This is a genomic window from Breoghania sp. (genome assembly GCF_963674635.1).
Classification (GTDB): domain Bacteria; phylum Pseudomonadota; class Alphaproteobacteria; order Rhizobiales; family Stappiaceae; genus Breoghania.
The window spans coordinates 4368992-4382004 of the sequence record NZ_OY771475.1 but is presented as its reverse complement, the minus strand read 5'-3'; the positions used below and the strand labels follow the sequence as shown (position 1 = coordinate 4382004).

The 13013-nt window shown below is 61.3% G+C and carries 13 protein-coding genes; 6 read left to right on the top strand and 7 right to left on the bottom strand.

Translation table 11 applies throughout. The features are described 5' to 3' along the window. The first annotated feature begins 1 nt into the window (after position 1). Both ychF and ABGM93_RS18955 read left to right on the top strand, forming a co-directional pair. On the top strand, positions 2-1099 hold the full coding sequence (gene ychF / locus ABGM93_RS18960) for a redox-regulated ATPase YchF (RefSeq protein WP_321502132.1): 1098 nt from the start codon (positions 2-4) through the stop codon (positions 1097-1099). Between the two features lie 203 nt (positions 1100-1302). Next, positions 1303-2502 (top strand): hypothetical protein, encoded by a 1200-nt coding sequence (locus ABGM93_RS18955; RefSeq protein WP_321502130.1) that lies wholly within the window; start codon positions 1303-1305, stop codon positions 2500-2502. Between the two features lie 63 nt (positions 2503-2565). On the opposite strand, the gene ABGM93_RS18950 is transcribed toward ABGM93_RS18955, so the two are convergent. Next, the gene (locus tag ABGM93_RS18950) at positions 2566-3591 is read right to left on the bottom strand and encodes a methyltransferase (protein WP_321502128.1); all 1026 of its coding nucleotides are present in this window, start codon (positions 3589-3591) and stop codon (positions 2566-2568) included. Positions 3592-3838: 247 nt separating this feature from the next. Here ABGM93_RS18950 and ABGM93_RS18945 point away from each other — a divergent pair, with 247 nt between their 5' ends. Both ABGM93_RS18945 and ABGM93_RS18940 read left to right on the top strand, forming a co-directional pair. Next, positions 3839-4297 carry a MaoC family dehydratase gene (locus ABGM93_RS18945; RefSeq protein WP_319775423.1) on the top strand — a complete coding sequence of 153 codons (459 nt, stop codon included), beginning with the start codon at positions 3839-3841 and terminating at the stop codon, positions 4295-4297. After that, complete coding sequence (locus ABGM93_RS18940; RefSeq protein WP_321502125.1) at positions 4294-4761, top strand: MaoC family dehydratase; 468 nt, start codon at positions 4294-4296, stop codon at positions 4759-4761. Before ABGM93_RS18945 ends, ABGM93_RS18940 begins: the two co-directional genes overlap by 4 nt. 75 nt (positions 4762-4836) lie before the next feature. On the opposite strand, the gene ABGM93_RS18935 is transcribed toward ABGM93_RS18940, so the two are convergent. The 6 genes from ABGM93_RS18935 to ABGM93_RS18910 form a co-directional block, all read right to left on the bottom strand. Beyond that, complete coding sequence (locus tag ABGM93_RS18935) at positions 4837-5385, bottom strand: adenine phosphoribosyltransferase (RefSeq protein WP_321502123.1); 549 nt, start codon at positions 5383-5385, stop codon at positions 4837-4839. 32 nt (positions 5386-5417) lie between these two features. Further along, complete coding sequence (locus tag ABGM93_RS18930; RefSeq protein ID WP_321502121.1) at positions 5418-6302, bottom strand: S-methyl-5'-thioadenosine phosphorylase; 885 nt, start codon at positions 6300-6302, stop codon at positions 5418-5420. 135 nt (positions 6303-6437) lie between these two features. Continuing rightward, the gene (locus ABGM93_RS18925) at positions 6438-7283 is read right to left on the bottom strand and encodes a cytochrome c1 (RefSeq protein WP_321502119.1); all 846 of its coding nucleotides are present in this window, start codon (positions 7281-7283) and stop codon (positions 6438-6440) included. A 30-nt stretch (positions 7284-7313) separates the two neighbouring features. Beyond that, positions 7314-8585, bottom strand: a complete 1272-nt coding sequence (locus ABGM93_RS18920) for a cytochrome b/b6 (RefSeq protein ID WP_321502117.1) — start codon at positions 8583-8585, stop codon at positions 7314-7316. 26 nt (positions 8586-8611) lie between these two features. Then, positions 8612-9199: a ubiquinol-cytochrome c reductase iron-sulfur subunit gene (gene petA, locus ABGM93_RS18915; RefSeq protein WP_321502115.1), complete on the bottom strand. Its 588-nt coding sequence runs from the start codon at positions 9197-9199 to the stop codon at positions 8612-8614. Between the two features lie 299 nt (positions 9200-9498). Beyond that, positions 9499-11337 (bottom strand): ABC transporter ATP-binding protein, encoded by a 1839-nt coding sequence (locus tag ABGM93_RS18910; protein WP_321502113.1) that lies wholly within the window; start codon positions 11335-11337, stop codon positions 9499-9501. Between the two features lie 146 nt (positions 11338-11483). On the opposite strand from ABGM93_RS18910, the gene ABGM93_RS18905 reads away from it, so the two are divergent. Together ABGM93_RS18905 and hemF are read left to right on the top strand one after the other, a co-directional pair. Further along, complete coding sequence (locus tag ABGM93_RS18905; RefSeq protein WP_319775415.1) at positions 11484-11942, top strand: tRNA (cytidine(34)-2'-O)-methyltransferase; 459 nt, start codon at positions 11484-11486, stop codon at positions 11940-11942. A gap of 31 nt (positions 11943-11973) precedes the next feature. Next, the gene (gene hemF / locus ABGM93_RS18900) at positions 11974-12888 is read left to right on the top strand and encodes an oxygen-dependent coproporphyrinogen oxidase (RefSeq protein ID WP_321502111.1); all 915 of its coding nucleotides are present in this window, start codon (positions 11974-11976) and stop codon (positions 12886-12888) included. Positions 12889-13013 lie beyond the last annotated feature (125 nt).

The following is a 13013-nucleotide window of genomic DNA, read 5'->3' as shown; positions in this document are numbered from 1 at the left end:
GATGGGCTTCAAGTGCGGTATCGTCGGACTGCCGAATGTGGGCAAGTCCACCCTGTTCAACGCGCTGACCAAGACGGCCGCCGCGCAGGCCGCGAACTATCCTTTCTGCACCATCGAGCCGAATACCGGCGATGTGCCCGTGCCTGATCCGCGCATGGCCCAGATCGCCGCGATTGCGGGCTCCGCAAACATCCTGCCCACACGCCTTTCCTTCGTGGACATTGCAGGCCTTGTGCGCGGCGCATCGAAGGGGGAAGGCCTCGGCAACCAGTTCCTCGCCAATATCCGTGAAGTGGATGCCATCGCCCACGTGCTGCGCTGCTTCGACGACGGCGACATCACCCACGTGGAAGGCCGCATCGATCCGGTCGCGGACGCGGACACGGTGGAAACGGAGCTGATGCTCTCCGATCTGGAAAGCCTGGAGCGCCGGGTCATCCCGCTGCGCAAGAAGGCCCAGAGCGGCGAGAAGGAAGCCAAGATCGCGGTCGCCCTGATGGACGCGGTTCTGGAGCTTCTGCGCGACGGCAAGCCCGCCCGCATGCTCGACGTCTCCAAGGAAGATCTTCCGGCTTTCGAGGCGCTCAACCTGCTGACCTCCAAGCCTGTGCTCTATGTCTGCAATGTCGATGAGGCATCGGCGGCCACCGGCAACGCCTTCACCGAGGCCGTGAAGACCAAGGCGGAAGCCGAAGGCGCTGGCATGGTCATCATCTCGGCTGCCATCGAGGCGGAAATCGCCCAGCTCGATGATGCGGAAGCAGCCGAATACATGGAGAGCATGGGCCTTGAAGAGCCCGGCCTCGACCGCCTGATCCGCGCCGGTTACGAGCTTCTCGGCCTGATCACCTATTTCACCGCAGGTCCGAAGGAAACCCGCGCCTGGACGATCACCGAGGGCACCAAGGCCCCACAGGCGGCGGGCGTCATCCATACCGACTTCGAGCGCGGCTTCATTCGCGCCCAGACCATCGCCTATGAGGACTATGTCGCCTGCAAGGGCGAGGCAGGCGCCAAGGAAGCCGGCAAGGCGCGCGACGAAGGCAAGGAATATGTCGTGAAGGACGGCGACGTGATGCTGTTCAAATTCAACACGTAAAGTCGCATCGCGGCGGGCGGGGACAACTCAGATCCCGCTCGCCGCTGCCAACGCGGGATTTCGCGCAAACCCGGACCGCACATTCTCAAAAAAAATCAAACAAAGCCAAAACAATTCCGCGCCGTAAAAAGCAGGGATAAAATTCTCTTCTGTTTCATGGTATCTTGAAACCTTCATATTATTTGATATGAGGCGCGATTTTCATGAAACATATTATTGGAATTACGGTTTCAGTCTTTCTGGCATCCGCGGCTGCGCCTTTTGCGGCCGACGCACAGACCAGGATCGCGGTCGGCACGACGGCACGCGGCGGCGCGGTGGATGGCACAGATCAGCATTCCGACGAATTCATCTGGACCCTGTTCACCCGTTTCACGGCGCCGGCCTCTACAGACCAGCCCAAACCCGTCCTTTTCGAAACCTGGGCGTCCGATGCGGAAACGTTTTCCGCAACGCCAAAGTGGCCCGATGCTGGCGAGGCTGCACGGTTCCAGACGAGTGTGCTGCAATTGGCGACAAGGCCCGCAGTTCATCCGGGCTCTGCTGTGGCAGACCTTGCCGGAGCGCTGGATGCGCCCTGTAATACCCCCGGCAATGCTGGGGTCGGGGGTTTTCCCTCCTCTGGCGATCCCAAACCCTGCATCGCCGAGCAGACGCGTCGCAACAAGCCCCAATTCGACTATATCGTCGAAAATGGCCTGAACACGAAGAAAGGCCTCGCCGCCGCCTATGCCCGCGACTTCGACGTGGTCATGCCGGATGACGCCATCTCCGTGAAGGGCGATTGGATCCCCTTGCCGACGCTGCTTCAATGGATCCCGTCATTGGGCAGCCTCGATGAAATCCGCGCGGCCTATTACACCACCACCTCCGACAGTATCGAATACGCGCTGGTCTCGTTGCATGTCAGCTCGCGCCAGAACACCAACTGGGTCTGGGGCACCTTCGAGCATCGCAACAATCCCGGGCGCTGTGACTATATCGGCTGCTTCGACAGTTTCGGGGCACAGGACCCACAGGTCATGCCCGACCTTGCTGCCTACAACACCCAATACGGAGACTGCGCCAAGACCCCGGCCCTGCTGGACCTGATGGAGGAGGCAGGGCTTGACCCCGTCTGGCGCAACTACTGCATGAAATCCACGCAAGTGACCTTCACCGCCGAGGACGGAACGCCGTCGGTGCTCGGCAACTCGGTCATTGAAGGCATCACCGGAGGCGGCGCCATTGCGGCGTCCTCTTGCATCTCCTGCCACAACTACGCGTCCTTCAGCGCCAATGGCGCCCCCACAAAGGCCGCAACCGCCATGCTGCCCTACAACCCCACCGGCAACGAGATTCCCGGCGTCCTGGACGGATCCATCAAGTTCGATTTCATGTGGGGCGTGCTGCTGGCGCCCTGAACAACCAAAGCCCGGCGGCTTGGCTTGCCGCCGGGCTCTCAACATCTTCTTGCAGAAAGCCGATCAGGCTTCCGGCTTGCGCCCGCGCACCATCATGGTCATGCCCGGGATCATTTCGGAGACTTCCACGTCGACGAAGCCTGCCTTTTCCATCTCCTGGCGGACAAAACCACCGGTGATCGACTTGGCCGTCGGATTGAACGCCACATGCTGAAGCTGCCAGAGCGCGGCCAGCTTCGGCCCGGTCCGGTCGTCCTCCACCATGAAATCATGGACGATGTAATGCCCGCCGGGGTTCAGAACCTTCATGGCACCGCTGACAAGCCCCGGAATGGCCTCCCCCGGAACGCCAGAAAAGAGATAGGACATCAAGACAACATCGACGGGCTTCGGCCATGGGCTTTCAAGCGCATTGCCACCCTGGAAGCTGATGCGCTCGGACAACCCCGCCGCCGCGACGAAGTCCTTGCCCACCTTCACCACATTCGGGAAGTCGAGAACCGTGGATGTGAGTTCCGGATAGGCCTTGCACAACGAGATGGAAAAGGCCCCCGTACCGCCGCCCACATCAAGCATCTTGCGGGCTGCCGAAAGATCCACAGTGCGGGCGAGAGAGCGGCCCGGCCCCAGCGAACCGGCATGCTGGCTCTCCGAATAGAGCCGCGCCTCCTTGGGATCGGAGAACCAGTCTGCATAGGAGGAAACCTGCTCGGGATCGAGCTCACCGGTCAGTGCGCCCTCAAGCTGCGTCAGGAACGGGTACATCTGCTTGTCGATCTGCAGGCGAAGGTAGTCGCCGAAATCATATTTGCGCCCATTGACCAGAAAGGCTTCCGCGGCAGGCGAGTTGCGGTAGGTGCCCCCGTCACGATCCACGAGCCCCAGGCTCGAAAGCGCGGTCAACAACGTGGTCGCGCGATCGGGATCCAGCCCGGTCTTTTCAGCAACCTCGTCCAACCCGGCCCCTTCATCCGCCAAAGCCGTGAACAGTCCAACATGCAGCGCGGTAAACAACGCCTTCGAACCCATGAACGCGAAAGCAATATCCGAAATCTGCTCCGCTGTTTCCAGCGGCTTAGGACTGATCATTTCTCTGTAACCTCTCAGGATTAAAGACACAAAACAGCCTCATACATCCGCGGGAGGCGGCTGCATAAACCTATTTCTTACGTTGAATGAGCCCTTATTATATTGGCATTTTAGCCATATGCCAACGCCCGAACGGGCTTTTTATTTTACCTCCTTTACGCCCGCCTTTGCGGCAGATCCCGCAGGGTTCACCGCCCCGGACTTCGTCTCTCGACAGGCCTGCTTGAATCTGCAAATAACTTCCCTCATGAGCACTCAGCGTTACTTTGAAGATTTCTCTCCCGGAGGAATCATCCCCCTTGCGTCGCGCACCATTGATGCGGCGGAGATCATCGAATTCGCGAGCGAGTTCGACCCTCAACCGTTTCATCTCGATGAAGAGGCGGGCCGCCGCTCAATCCTTGGCGGACTTGCGTCCTCGGGCTGGATGACCTGCGCGGTGACCATGCGCATGATCTTCGACGATTTCCTCAAGGATTCCGCGTCCATGGGCTCGCCGGGCATCACCTCCGTCCAGTGGCGCCGACCGGTTCTGGCAGGCGATACCCTGTCCGGGCTCGTGGAGGTTCTCTCCGCGCGTCGCTCCTCGTCGAAACCCCAAATGGGCATCGTCACGTTCCGCATCACGCTGACCAATCAGAAGGCTGAAGTGGTCATGGTGCAGGAAAACCCGATCATGTTCGAATGCAGGGAAGCGACGGCGTGAGACATTTCGAGGACATCGAGCTCGGCGTGGAAAACCAAATCGGCGCCCACACCTTTACCGCTGAAGAGATCAAGGCCTTTGCCGCCAAATACGACCCCCAGTCCTTCCACACGGACGAAGAGGCCGCCGCCAGGAGCCAGTTCGGCGCGCTTTGTGCCTCCGGCTGGCACACGGCCGCCATCTGGATGAAGCTGGTGATCGAAAAGCGCAACAGGGAGTTCGCGGCAGACCCGGATCGTGACGGCAGCCACATGGGCCCCTCGCCCGGCTTTGAGAACATGAAATGGACAAGGCCCGTCTATGTCGGCGACACGATCAGCTATTCGACAAAGCCGGTGCGCAAGGAGCTTTTGCCGAAGCGGCCGGGCTGGGGCATCGTGACCAGCGAAAACGCAGGCGTGAACCAGCATGGCGAACGAGTTTTCGAATTCACCGCACGCGTCCTGGTCGGGTGCCGGAAATAGAAAAAAAGGGGCGCCATGAAGCGCCCCTTTTCATTGCAATGCCCTGTATCGCGGGCCGATTGGAGGGACGTGAGCCTACTTGCCCTCAAACGTCACGAGCGTGCGTACGGGCACGCCCAGATCCTTGATCTTCTCCGCACCACCTAGATCCGGCAGATCGACGATGAAACAGGCGGCAACAACTTCGGCTCCGACCTTGCGCAACAGCTTGATGGCTGCGGTCGCCGTTCCGCCGGTCGCAATCAGGTCATCGCACAGGATGACCTTCTGACCCGGCACGATGGCATCCTCGTGAATCTCGGCCTCATCCAGCCCGTATTCGAGCGAATAGGCCTCAGAAACGGTCTTCCAGGGCAGTTTGCCCTTCTTGCGGATCGGGACAAAGCCTGCGGAGAGCTGATGGGCCACGGCCCCGCCCAGAATGAAGCCGCGCGCTTCCACGCCTGCGATCTGGTCGATCTTCTGCCCCGCCCAGGGCTGCACCAGCGCATCGACGGCCATGCGGAACGCCCTGGCATTGCCAAGCAGCGTCGTGATATCGCGGAACATCACCCCCTTGGCGGGATAGTCGGGGATGTTGCGGATCGCCGCGGCGAGTTCTTCTGCAACGGTGACATCGGTCATCGTTCGTGTCCTTTCATTCAAAGCGCGGGCAATCAGCCGTTATCGCGGTTCAAGACGCGCCCGGCAATGGCGCCGAGCTTCTGGAGGAGGTCTGGGTCGCGCTTGTCGGGGGCCGTCATCAGAGCATGTTCAAGAGCCGTGTCGGAGCCGATGGGGCAGACAGGATGCTCACGCGGAAAATCCCGCGCGATCCGCGAAACAAGGCGCTGCGCATTATGCGCATTTTCCTTCAAGACACGGATGATCATGGTGATATCCACCTCACCATGATCCGGATGCCAGCTGTCATAATCGGTGACCATGGCCACCGTTGCGTAACAGATCTCCGCTTCGCGGGCGAGTTTGGCCTCGGGCATGTTGGTCATGCCGATGACATCGCACCCCCATGAGCGGTAGAGATGGCTTTCGGCCAGCGAGGAGAACTGCGGGCCCTCCATCGCCAGATAGGTGCCCCCACGGCGGTAGAGAATATCCTCCGCCCGCGCGGCCCCCTCGATAATGTCCACCAGCTTCGGGCTGACCGGATAGGCCATGGAGACATGGGCCACGCAGCCCGCGCCGAAGAAACTGCTGGGGCGTGTCACGGTGCGGTCAATGAACTGTTCCACCAGCACGAATGTGCCCGGAGCCAGTTCCTCCTTGAGCGAACCGACGGCGGAAACCGATACCAGGTCCGTGACGCCGACCCGCTTCATCGCATCGATATTGGCGCGGAAGTTGATGTCGTTGGGCGCGTATGTGTGGCCGCGACCGTGGCGGGGCAGGAATACGACCTTGAGGCCGTTAATCTCGCCGATCCGCAATTCGTCTGACGGTTCCCCCCAGGGGCTTTCGACCTTCACCCATTCGGCGTTCTCCAGGCCAGGCAACTCATAGATGCCCGATCCGCCAACCACGCCCAGCACAGACTTCGTCATCAAGACCCCCTTCAAGCCGCCATGTAAGCAGCATGTCCCGCAGCAGCCTTTTGTCAACGTGGGGTTTTACGCATCGCACACGAAAACGCCGCGCGATTGCTCGCGCGGCGTTTAACAAATCCGTGGGCAAACGGCTCAGTGAGCCACGTTGCGCCAGATCTTCTTTTTCGTGAAATACAGCAAGCTGGCGAAGATCACGAGGAAGATCATGACACGGAAGCCGATCTTCTTGCGCTCTTCGAGCTTCGGCTCGGCCGCCCACATCAGGAAGGCGGAGACGTCCGTGGCATATTGATCCACCGTCTGCGGCGTCCCGTCGGTGTACTCCACCAGATCCTCGGAAAGCGGCGGCGGCATGCCGATCGCGTGGCCGGCAATGAAGCCCGTGTTGTAGTACTTGCCTTCCGGGATCTCCACATCCTCCGGGATATCTTCCGAATAGCCCGTCAGAAGGCCATGGAGATAGTCCGGCCCCAGTTCCTGATACTGGGTGATGGCGTCGAAGAGGAACCACGGCAGGCCGCGCTCAACCGCACGGGCCTTGGCAATCAAGGACAGATCCGGCGGATAGGCCCCGCCATTGGCGGCCTGGGCCGCCTGTTTGTTCGGGAACGGCGCCGGGAACCGGTCGGACGGCTTGGCCGCCCGCTCGAACATGTCCCCTTCGTCATTCGGGCCGTCTTCCACGGTGTATTCCGCGGCCAGCGCCTTTATCTGGTCTTCGTTGTAGCCCAGCGCGCCATCCTCACCGAGGTTGCGGAAGGCAACCAGGTTCAGGCTGTGGCAGCTGGAGCAAACCTCACGATAGACCTTGAAGCCGCGCTGCAGCTGGGCCTTGTCGTAGTAGCCGAACGGCCCGGAGAAGGTCCAGGACTGACGTTCCACATGAGGCTGGTCCCCCGCGGCGAAGGCCGGAGCAGCACCCGCAACAAATGCGGCGGCTACGGCTGCGCGGACGGACGTGGCGATGAGGGTCTTCATGGCTAAATCTTCCTCTCGTCTTTCCGTCCGTCAGCCGCGGGTCTCGGGCGCGGAAACCGCACCTGAGGGCTGAGCAGAACCATTCTTCTCCAGAACCGCCTCATTGATGGAGGCCGGCAGCGGCGCGGGCTTCTCCATGAAGCCGAGCAGCGGGAGAAAGATCAGGAAATGGGCGAAGTAATAGGCCGTGCAAAGCTGCGAGGCGATAACGTATCCGCCTTCCGCCGGGCGCGAGCCGAGCCAGCCGAGCACCACGCAATCCACAGCAAAGAGCCAGAAGAAGATGCGATAGGCCGGGCGATAGGTGGCGGAACGCACACGCGAGGTGTCGAGCCAGGGCAGGATGAACAGCATCGCGATGGCGCCGAACATGGCCAACACACCGCCGAGTTTGTCGGGGATGGCACGCAGGATCGCGTAGAACGGCAGGAAGTACCATTCCGGAACGATATGCGCAGGCGTCACCAGCGGATCCGCCTCCATGTAGTTGTCCGGGTGCCCCATGTAGTTGGGCAGGTAGAAGGTGAACCACGCGAAAAGCAGCATGAACACCACGATCGCGAGCAGATCCTTCATCGTGTAATACGGATGGAAGGGAACCGTGTCCTTCTCCGACTTGGGATCCACGCCGGTCGGGTTGTTATTGCCCGTGGTGTGGAAGGCCCAGATGTGCAGCAGGACCACGCCGAGGATCATGAACGGCAACAGGTAATGCAGCGAGAAGAAGCGGTTCAGCGTCGGGTTGTCGACCGCGAAACCGCCCCACAGCCAGTGGGTGATGGCCTCGCCGACCAGCGGGATGGCGGAGAACAGGTTGGTGATCACCGTCGCGCCCCAGAAGGACATCTGGCCCCAGGGCAGAACGTAGCCCATGAAGGCGGTTGCCATCATCAGCAGGAAGATGACGACGCCGAGGATCCAGGAGATTTCGCGCGGCGCCTTGTAGGAACCGTAATAGAGACCGCGGAAGATGTGGATGTAGACGGCAATAAAGAACATCGACGCGCCGTTGGCATGCAGATAGCGCATCATCCAGCCGTAATTCACATCGCGCATGATGTGCTCGACGGAATTGAACGCCATGTCCACATGTGGCGTGTAGTGCATCACCAGAACGACGCCGGTGATGATCTGCGCCATCAGGATAACGGCGGCGATGCCGCCAAACGTCCACCAGTAGTTCAGGTTCTTGGGCGTCGGGAAATCAACGAAGCTGCCGCGCACAAGGCTGATGATCGGCAGGCGCTGTTCCAGCCACCGGGCAGCCTTGGTCTGCGGCACGTAGGTCGAATGTCCGGCCATGGTGCTTCCTCCTCGCAACTCGTGCGTCAGCCGATCTTAACGACCGTTTCCGAAGTGTATTCATAGGGCGGGATCAGAAGGTTCTCCGGGGCGGGACCCTTCCGGATACGGCCGGCGGTGTCATAGTGCGACCCGTGGCACGGGCAGAACCAGCCGTCGAAATCGCCGGCTTCGCCCAGCGGGATGCAGCCCAGATGGGTACATACGCCAACCATGATGATAAGCTTTTCGCTGCCGTCGGTTCCCGCAGCACGGTTCTTGTCCGTGGCAGGCGCATCGGCTGCAAGATTGAGATTGCGGGCCAGCGGATCGCGCAGCTCCGCGAGATCAACCGCATTCGCCTCTTCGACTTCCTTGTCGGTGCGGTTGCGGATGAAGAGGGGCTTGCCGCGCCACATCACCTTGATCTGCTGTCCTTCGGCGACGTTGGAAACGTCCACCTCAACAGATGCCAGCGCGAGAGCGGATGCGTCCGGATTCATCTGATTGATGAACGGCCAAGCCAATGCCCCCACGCCGACAGCCCCTACGGCACCGGTCGCGATATAGAGGAAATCGCGGCGGGTCGCTTCTCCCATTTCCGTCGTACCCAAGGTCTGATCCTCTCCATACATGTGGCAGCGCCAGCTTTTACAACGCCCCGCGTCCGCCTCTAGTTGAGAAACGCCACGGCTCCCGCGCTTTCACTTGGCGCCTCCTGCGGCCAAGCCGCACATTCCCAAGCGGGTGGTCTTTTTGCACCCTTCCCAGCCGTTGTCCAGATGGGCCTTACGTTAAAGGCCCAATTCTTGCCATCAAGACATGAACGGCTCAGCCCGCCAGAGCGAACCTGCGCCGCATTTTATAACAATTCAAGAGACCGGCTCACACCAGTGGAAAAACTGTCGAGAGACATTCTGCCACACCACGCGTGTCACGCCTGCGCATCCGCCATCAGGAATCCACCCGACTGACGCTGCCAAAGCGAGGCATAGAGCCCATTCCTTTGCAAAAGCTCCCCATGGGTGCCTTCCTCGATGATGTGCCCGCCATCCATCACGATGAGCCGGTCCATCGCCGCGATGGTGGACAGGCGATGCGCGATGGCCAGAACCGTCTTGCCATCCATCAGGGCGCGAAACTGCTCCTGGATGGCCGCTTCCACCTCCGAATCGAGCGCGGATGTCGCTTCGTCGAGCACCAGGATCGGCGCGTTCTTCAAGAGCACGCGGGCGATGGCAATCCGCTGGCGCTGGCCGCCGGAAAGCTTCACCCCGCGCTCGCCCACCAGCGCGTCATAGCCTGTGCGTCCCGCCCGGTCGCGCAGATCGGGAATGAAGGTCTCCGCCTGCGCACGCTGAACGGCTTCCGCAACATCCTCGCTGTCGGCGTTCGGCTGACCGTAGACGATGTTGTCACGCACCGAACGGTGCAGCAGGGAGGTGTCCTGCGTGACCATGCCGATATGGCGGCGCAACGATTCCTGCCGGACCCCGGCGATATCCTGCCCGTCGATCAGAATGCGACCGCTCTCCAGGTCATGGAAACGCAGGAGCAGGTTCACCAGGGTGGACTTGCCAGCCCCCGACCGTCCGACGACGCCGACCTTCTCCCCCGGCTTCACCGTGAGTGACAGATCGTCAATGACACCGCCCGTCTTGCCGTAGTGGAAACCGATTCGCTCAAACCGGATCTCGCCACGCGTCACGACAAGATCCCCTGCCCCGGGCCTGTCCACCACGCTGGTCGGACGCGCCAGGGTTTCTATGCCGTTCTGCACCGTACCGACATTCTCAAACAGCGAGGTCACCGTGCGCAGGATCCAGCCCGACATCTGGTTGAGCCGGATCGACAGACCATTGGCCAGCGCCACCGCACCGACGCTGATCGCTCCCACGCTCCAGAGCCATAACGACAAGGCCGCCACACCAAAGATCAGCGCGCTGTTCAGCACCGTCAGGCTGACCGTCATGTTCATGATCGCCCGGATAAGGCGCTGCATGGCGGCAAGCTGGCGTTCGAAGCCTTCCAGCACGAAGGCGTCCGCCCGCTCGCTGTCGGAAAAGAGCTTGACCGCCTGGATGTTGGTGAAACTGTCCACCACCCGCCCCGACAACGAGGAATTGGCCTCCGCCACCTCAGCCGAGCGCGCCCGGACAGGCGGCACGAGAAACCAGATCGTCGCGCCATAGCCGATTATCCAGACAAGGAGCGGCAAGCTCATGCGCCAGTCGAGACCAACAAACAGTGCCAGTGTTCCGGCAAGATAAATCAGCAGGAACCAGATGCCATCGACCACATTCACCACGCTTTCGCGCACCGCCATCCCGGTCTGCATCACCTTCTGGGCAACACGGCCTGCGAAATCGTCCTGAAAGAACGAAAGGCTCTGGCGCTGCACGTAGCGAAAATTGCGCCAGCGCACGAGCGCCGTCAGCCCCGGCACGAGCGTCAGGCTCGTCAGGCTACGCGCGGCGATCGACAGCACCGGGCGCAGCACCAGCACAACACCCGCCATCACGAGAAGCGTAACGCCGTTTTCCGAAAAGAAGGCCTCAGGCCCGCTCGCATTCATCAGGTCGACCAGATCCCCCATGAAGACGAAGAGCGCCATTTCCGCCAGGGCCGCCAACAGCGAGATCACCAACGTGACCGTCAGCAGTTTCCAAAGCGGCTTGAGGAAATAGACATAGAAGGCGCGCACATTGTCGGGCGGGCACTCCACCGGCTGCGCGTCAAACGGCTTCAGAAGGTTTTCGAACCAGGAGAACATCGCTATCCCCTCACCTGCGGCTTTGAGAAACACCGAATCGGGCCGCGGAAGCTGAAGGCTGAGGATAATTCCCGAAGGTCAGGGATCAATCGCCCAACCGGCGCGTCCACCTTTTTGAAACAAAGCACTGCCGGGAGAACGGGTTCATGCCGGATATTGCGCTCTACCAGCCGGACATTCCGCAAAACACCGGCACCATTTTGCGCATGGCCGCCTGTCTGGGCCTGAGCGTTCACCTGATCGAGCCGGCCGGATTTGCGCTGTCTGACAGGAACCTGCGCCGCGCAGGGCTGGACTATCTCGATCAGGCCGCCATGCAGCGCCATCTCGACTGGGCTGCCTTCGAAAGCTGGCGCAAGGCGGAAGGCCGCAGGCTGTTGCTGCTCACCACAGCCGCCGCAACCGCCTATACAGACTTTGCCTTTGAAAGCTCAGACATCCTGCTTATGGGCCGCGAAAGCGCGGGCGCGCCGCCGGAGGTTCATGAAGCGGCAGACGCGCGCCTGATCATTCCCATGCGACCGCCCGCCCGCTCTCTCAACATTGCCCTGGCCGCCGCCATGGTGACCGGAGAGGCCTTGCGACAGACCGCGCAATTCCCATAAAGCTTGGAGCGAGGGAATTACAGGAGGGAACATGAGCGAACGCGGCGGTCCGATCCCTGAGGGTATCGAGGACAAGAAGCAGGAGGCGGCGGCGTGGTTCCGCAGCCTGCGCGACAAGATCTGCGCGATGTTTGAGGAACTGGAAGACGAGGTTGGCACACGCGGCGGGCCGCAGGGCGATCTGCCCGCCGCCCGGTTCAAGCGCGACCTGTGGGAACGCACCGACCATTCCGGCGCCAAGGGCGGCGGCGGAGAAATGTCGATGATGACCGGCGGCCGCCTCTTCGAGAAGGCGGGCGTCCACATCTCTACGGTGCATGGCGAGTTCTCGCCTGAATTCCGCGATCAGATCCCCGGCGCATCGGAAGATCCGCGGTTTTGGGCATCGGGCATTTCGCTCATCGCCCATCCGCACAATCCGAATGTGCCCGCCGTCCACATGAACACGCGCATGGTCGTCACAACCCGTCAGTGGTTCGGTGGCGGTGCGGACCTGACGCCCGTGCTGGCGGAGCGGCGCACGCAGGAAGACCCGGACACCAAAGCCTTCCACGCCGCGATGGAAGCGGCCTGTGAAGGCCACGCGGCGGCCGACTACCCGCGCTACAAGGAATGGTGCGACGAGTATTTCTTCCTCAAGCACCGCAACGAGCCGCGTGGCGTGGGTGGCATTTTCTACGACTATCTGAATTCCGGCGACTGGAACGAAGACCTCGCCTTTACCAAAGACGTGGGCCTCGCCTTCCTCGGCATCTACGCAGAGGTCGCGCGCAACAACTATCTGAAGGACTGGTCGCCAGAGCAGCGCGAGGAGCAACTGGTGCGCCGCGGCCGCTACGTGGAGTACAACCTGCTCTACGACCGCGGCACGATCTTCGGCCTGAAGACCGGCGGCAACGTTACCTCCATCCTGTCTTCGATGCCGCCCGTGGTGAAGTGGCCCTGAGCACCGGCCACCTGTCCGTTGAGCTGTGCAACCGGCAGGTCCTGGCCGTTGCCCATCCTTCGAGACGCACTCTGGCGAGCGCTCCCCAGGATGACGTTGTATGTGAGGTTGGTTCCCTGCGGTCC

Coding starts and splice junctions, on each gene's coding strand:
- ychF (WP_321502132.1), top strand. CDS start 2: ATGGGCTTCAAGTGCGGTATCGTCGGACTGCCGAATGTGGGCAAGTCC.
- ABGM93_RS18955 (WP_321502130.1), top strand. CDS start 1,303: ATGAAACATATTATTGGAATTACGGTTTCAGTCTTTCTGGCATCCGCG.
- ABGM93_RS18950 (WP_321502128.1), bottom strand. CDS start 3,591: ATGATCAGTCCTAAGCCGCTGGAAACAGCGGAGCAGATTTCGGATATT.
- ABGM93_RS18945 (WP_319775423.1), top strand. CDS start 3,839: ATGAGCACTCAGCGTTACTTTGAAGATTTCTCTCCCGGAGGAATCATC.
- ABGM93_RS18935 (WP_321502123.1), bottom strand. CDS start 5,385: ATGACCGATGTCACCGTTGCAGAAGAACTCGCCGCGGCGATCCGCAAC.
- ABGM93_RS18930 (WP_321502121.1), bottom strand. CDS start 6,302: ATGACGAAGTCTGTGCTGGGCGTGGTTGGCGGATCGGGCATCTATGAG.
- ABGM93_RS18925 (WP_321502119.1), bottom strand. CDS start 7,283: ATGAAGACCCTCATCGCCACGTCCGTCCGCGCAGCCGTAGCCGCCGCA.
- ABGM93_RS18920 (WP_321502117.1), bottom strand. CDS start 8,585: ATGGCCGGACATTCGACCTACGTGCCGCAGACCAAGGCTGCCCGGTGG.
- petA (WP_321502115.1), bottom strand. CDS start 9,199: ATGTATGGAGAGGATCAGACCTTGGGTACGACGGAAATGGGAGAAGCG.
- ABGM93_RS18910 (WP_321502113.1), bottom strand. CDS start 11,337: ATGTTCTCCTGGTTCGAAAACCTTCTGAAGCCGTTTGACGCGCAGCCG.
- ABGM93_RS18905 (WP_319775415.1), top strand. CDS start 11,484: ATGCCGGATATTGCGCTCTACCAGCCGGACATTCCGCAAAACACCGGC.
- hemF (WP_321502111.1), top strand. CDS start 11,974: ATGAGCGAACGCGGCGGTCCGATCCCTGAGGGTATCGAGGACAAGAAG.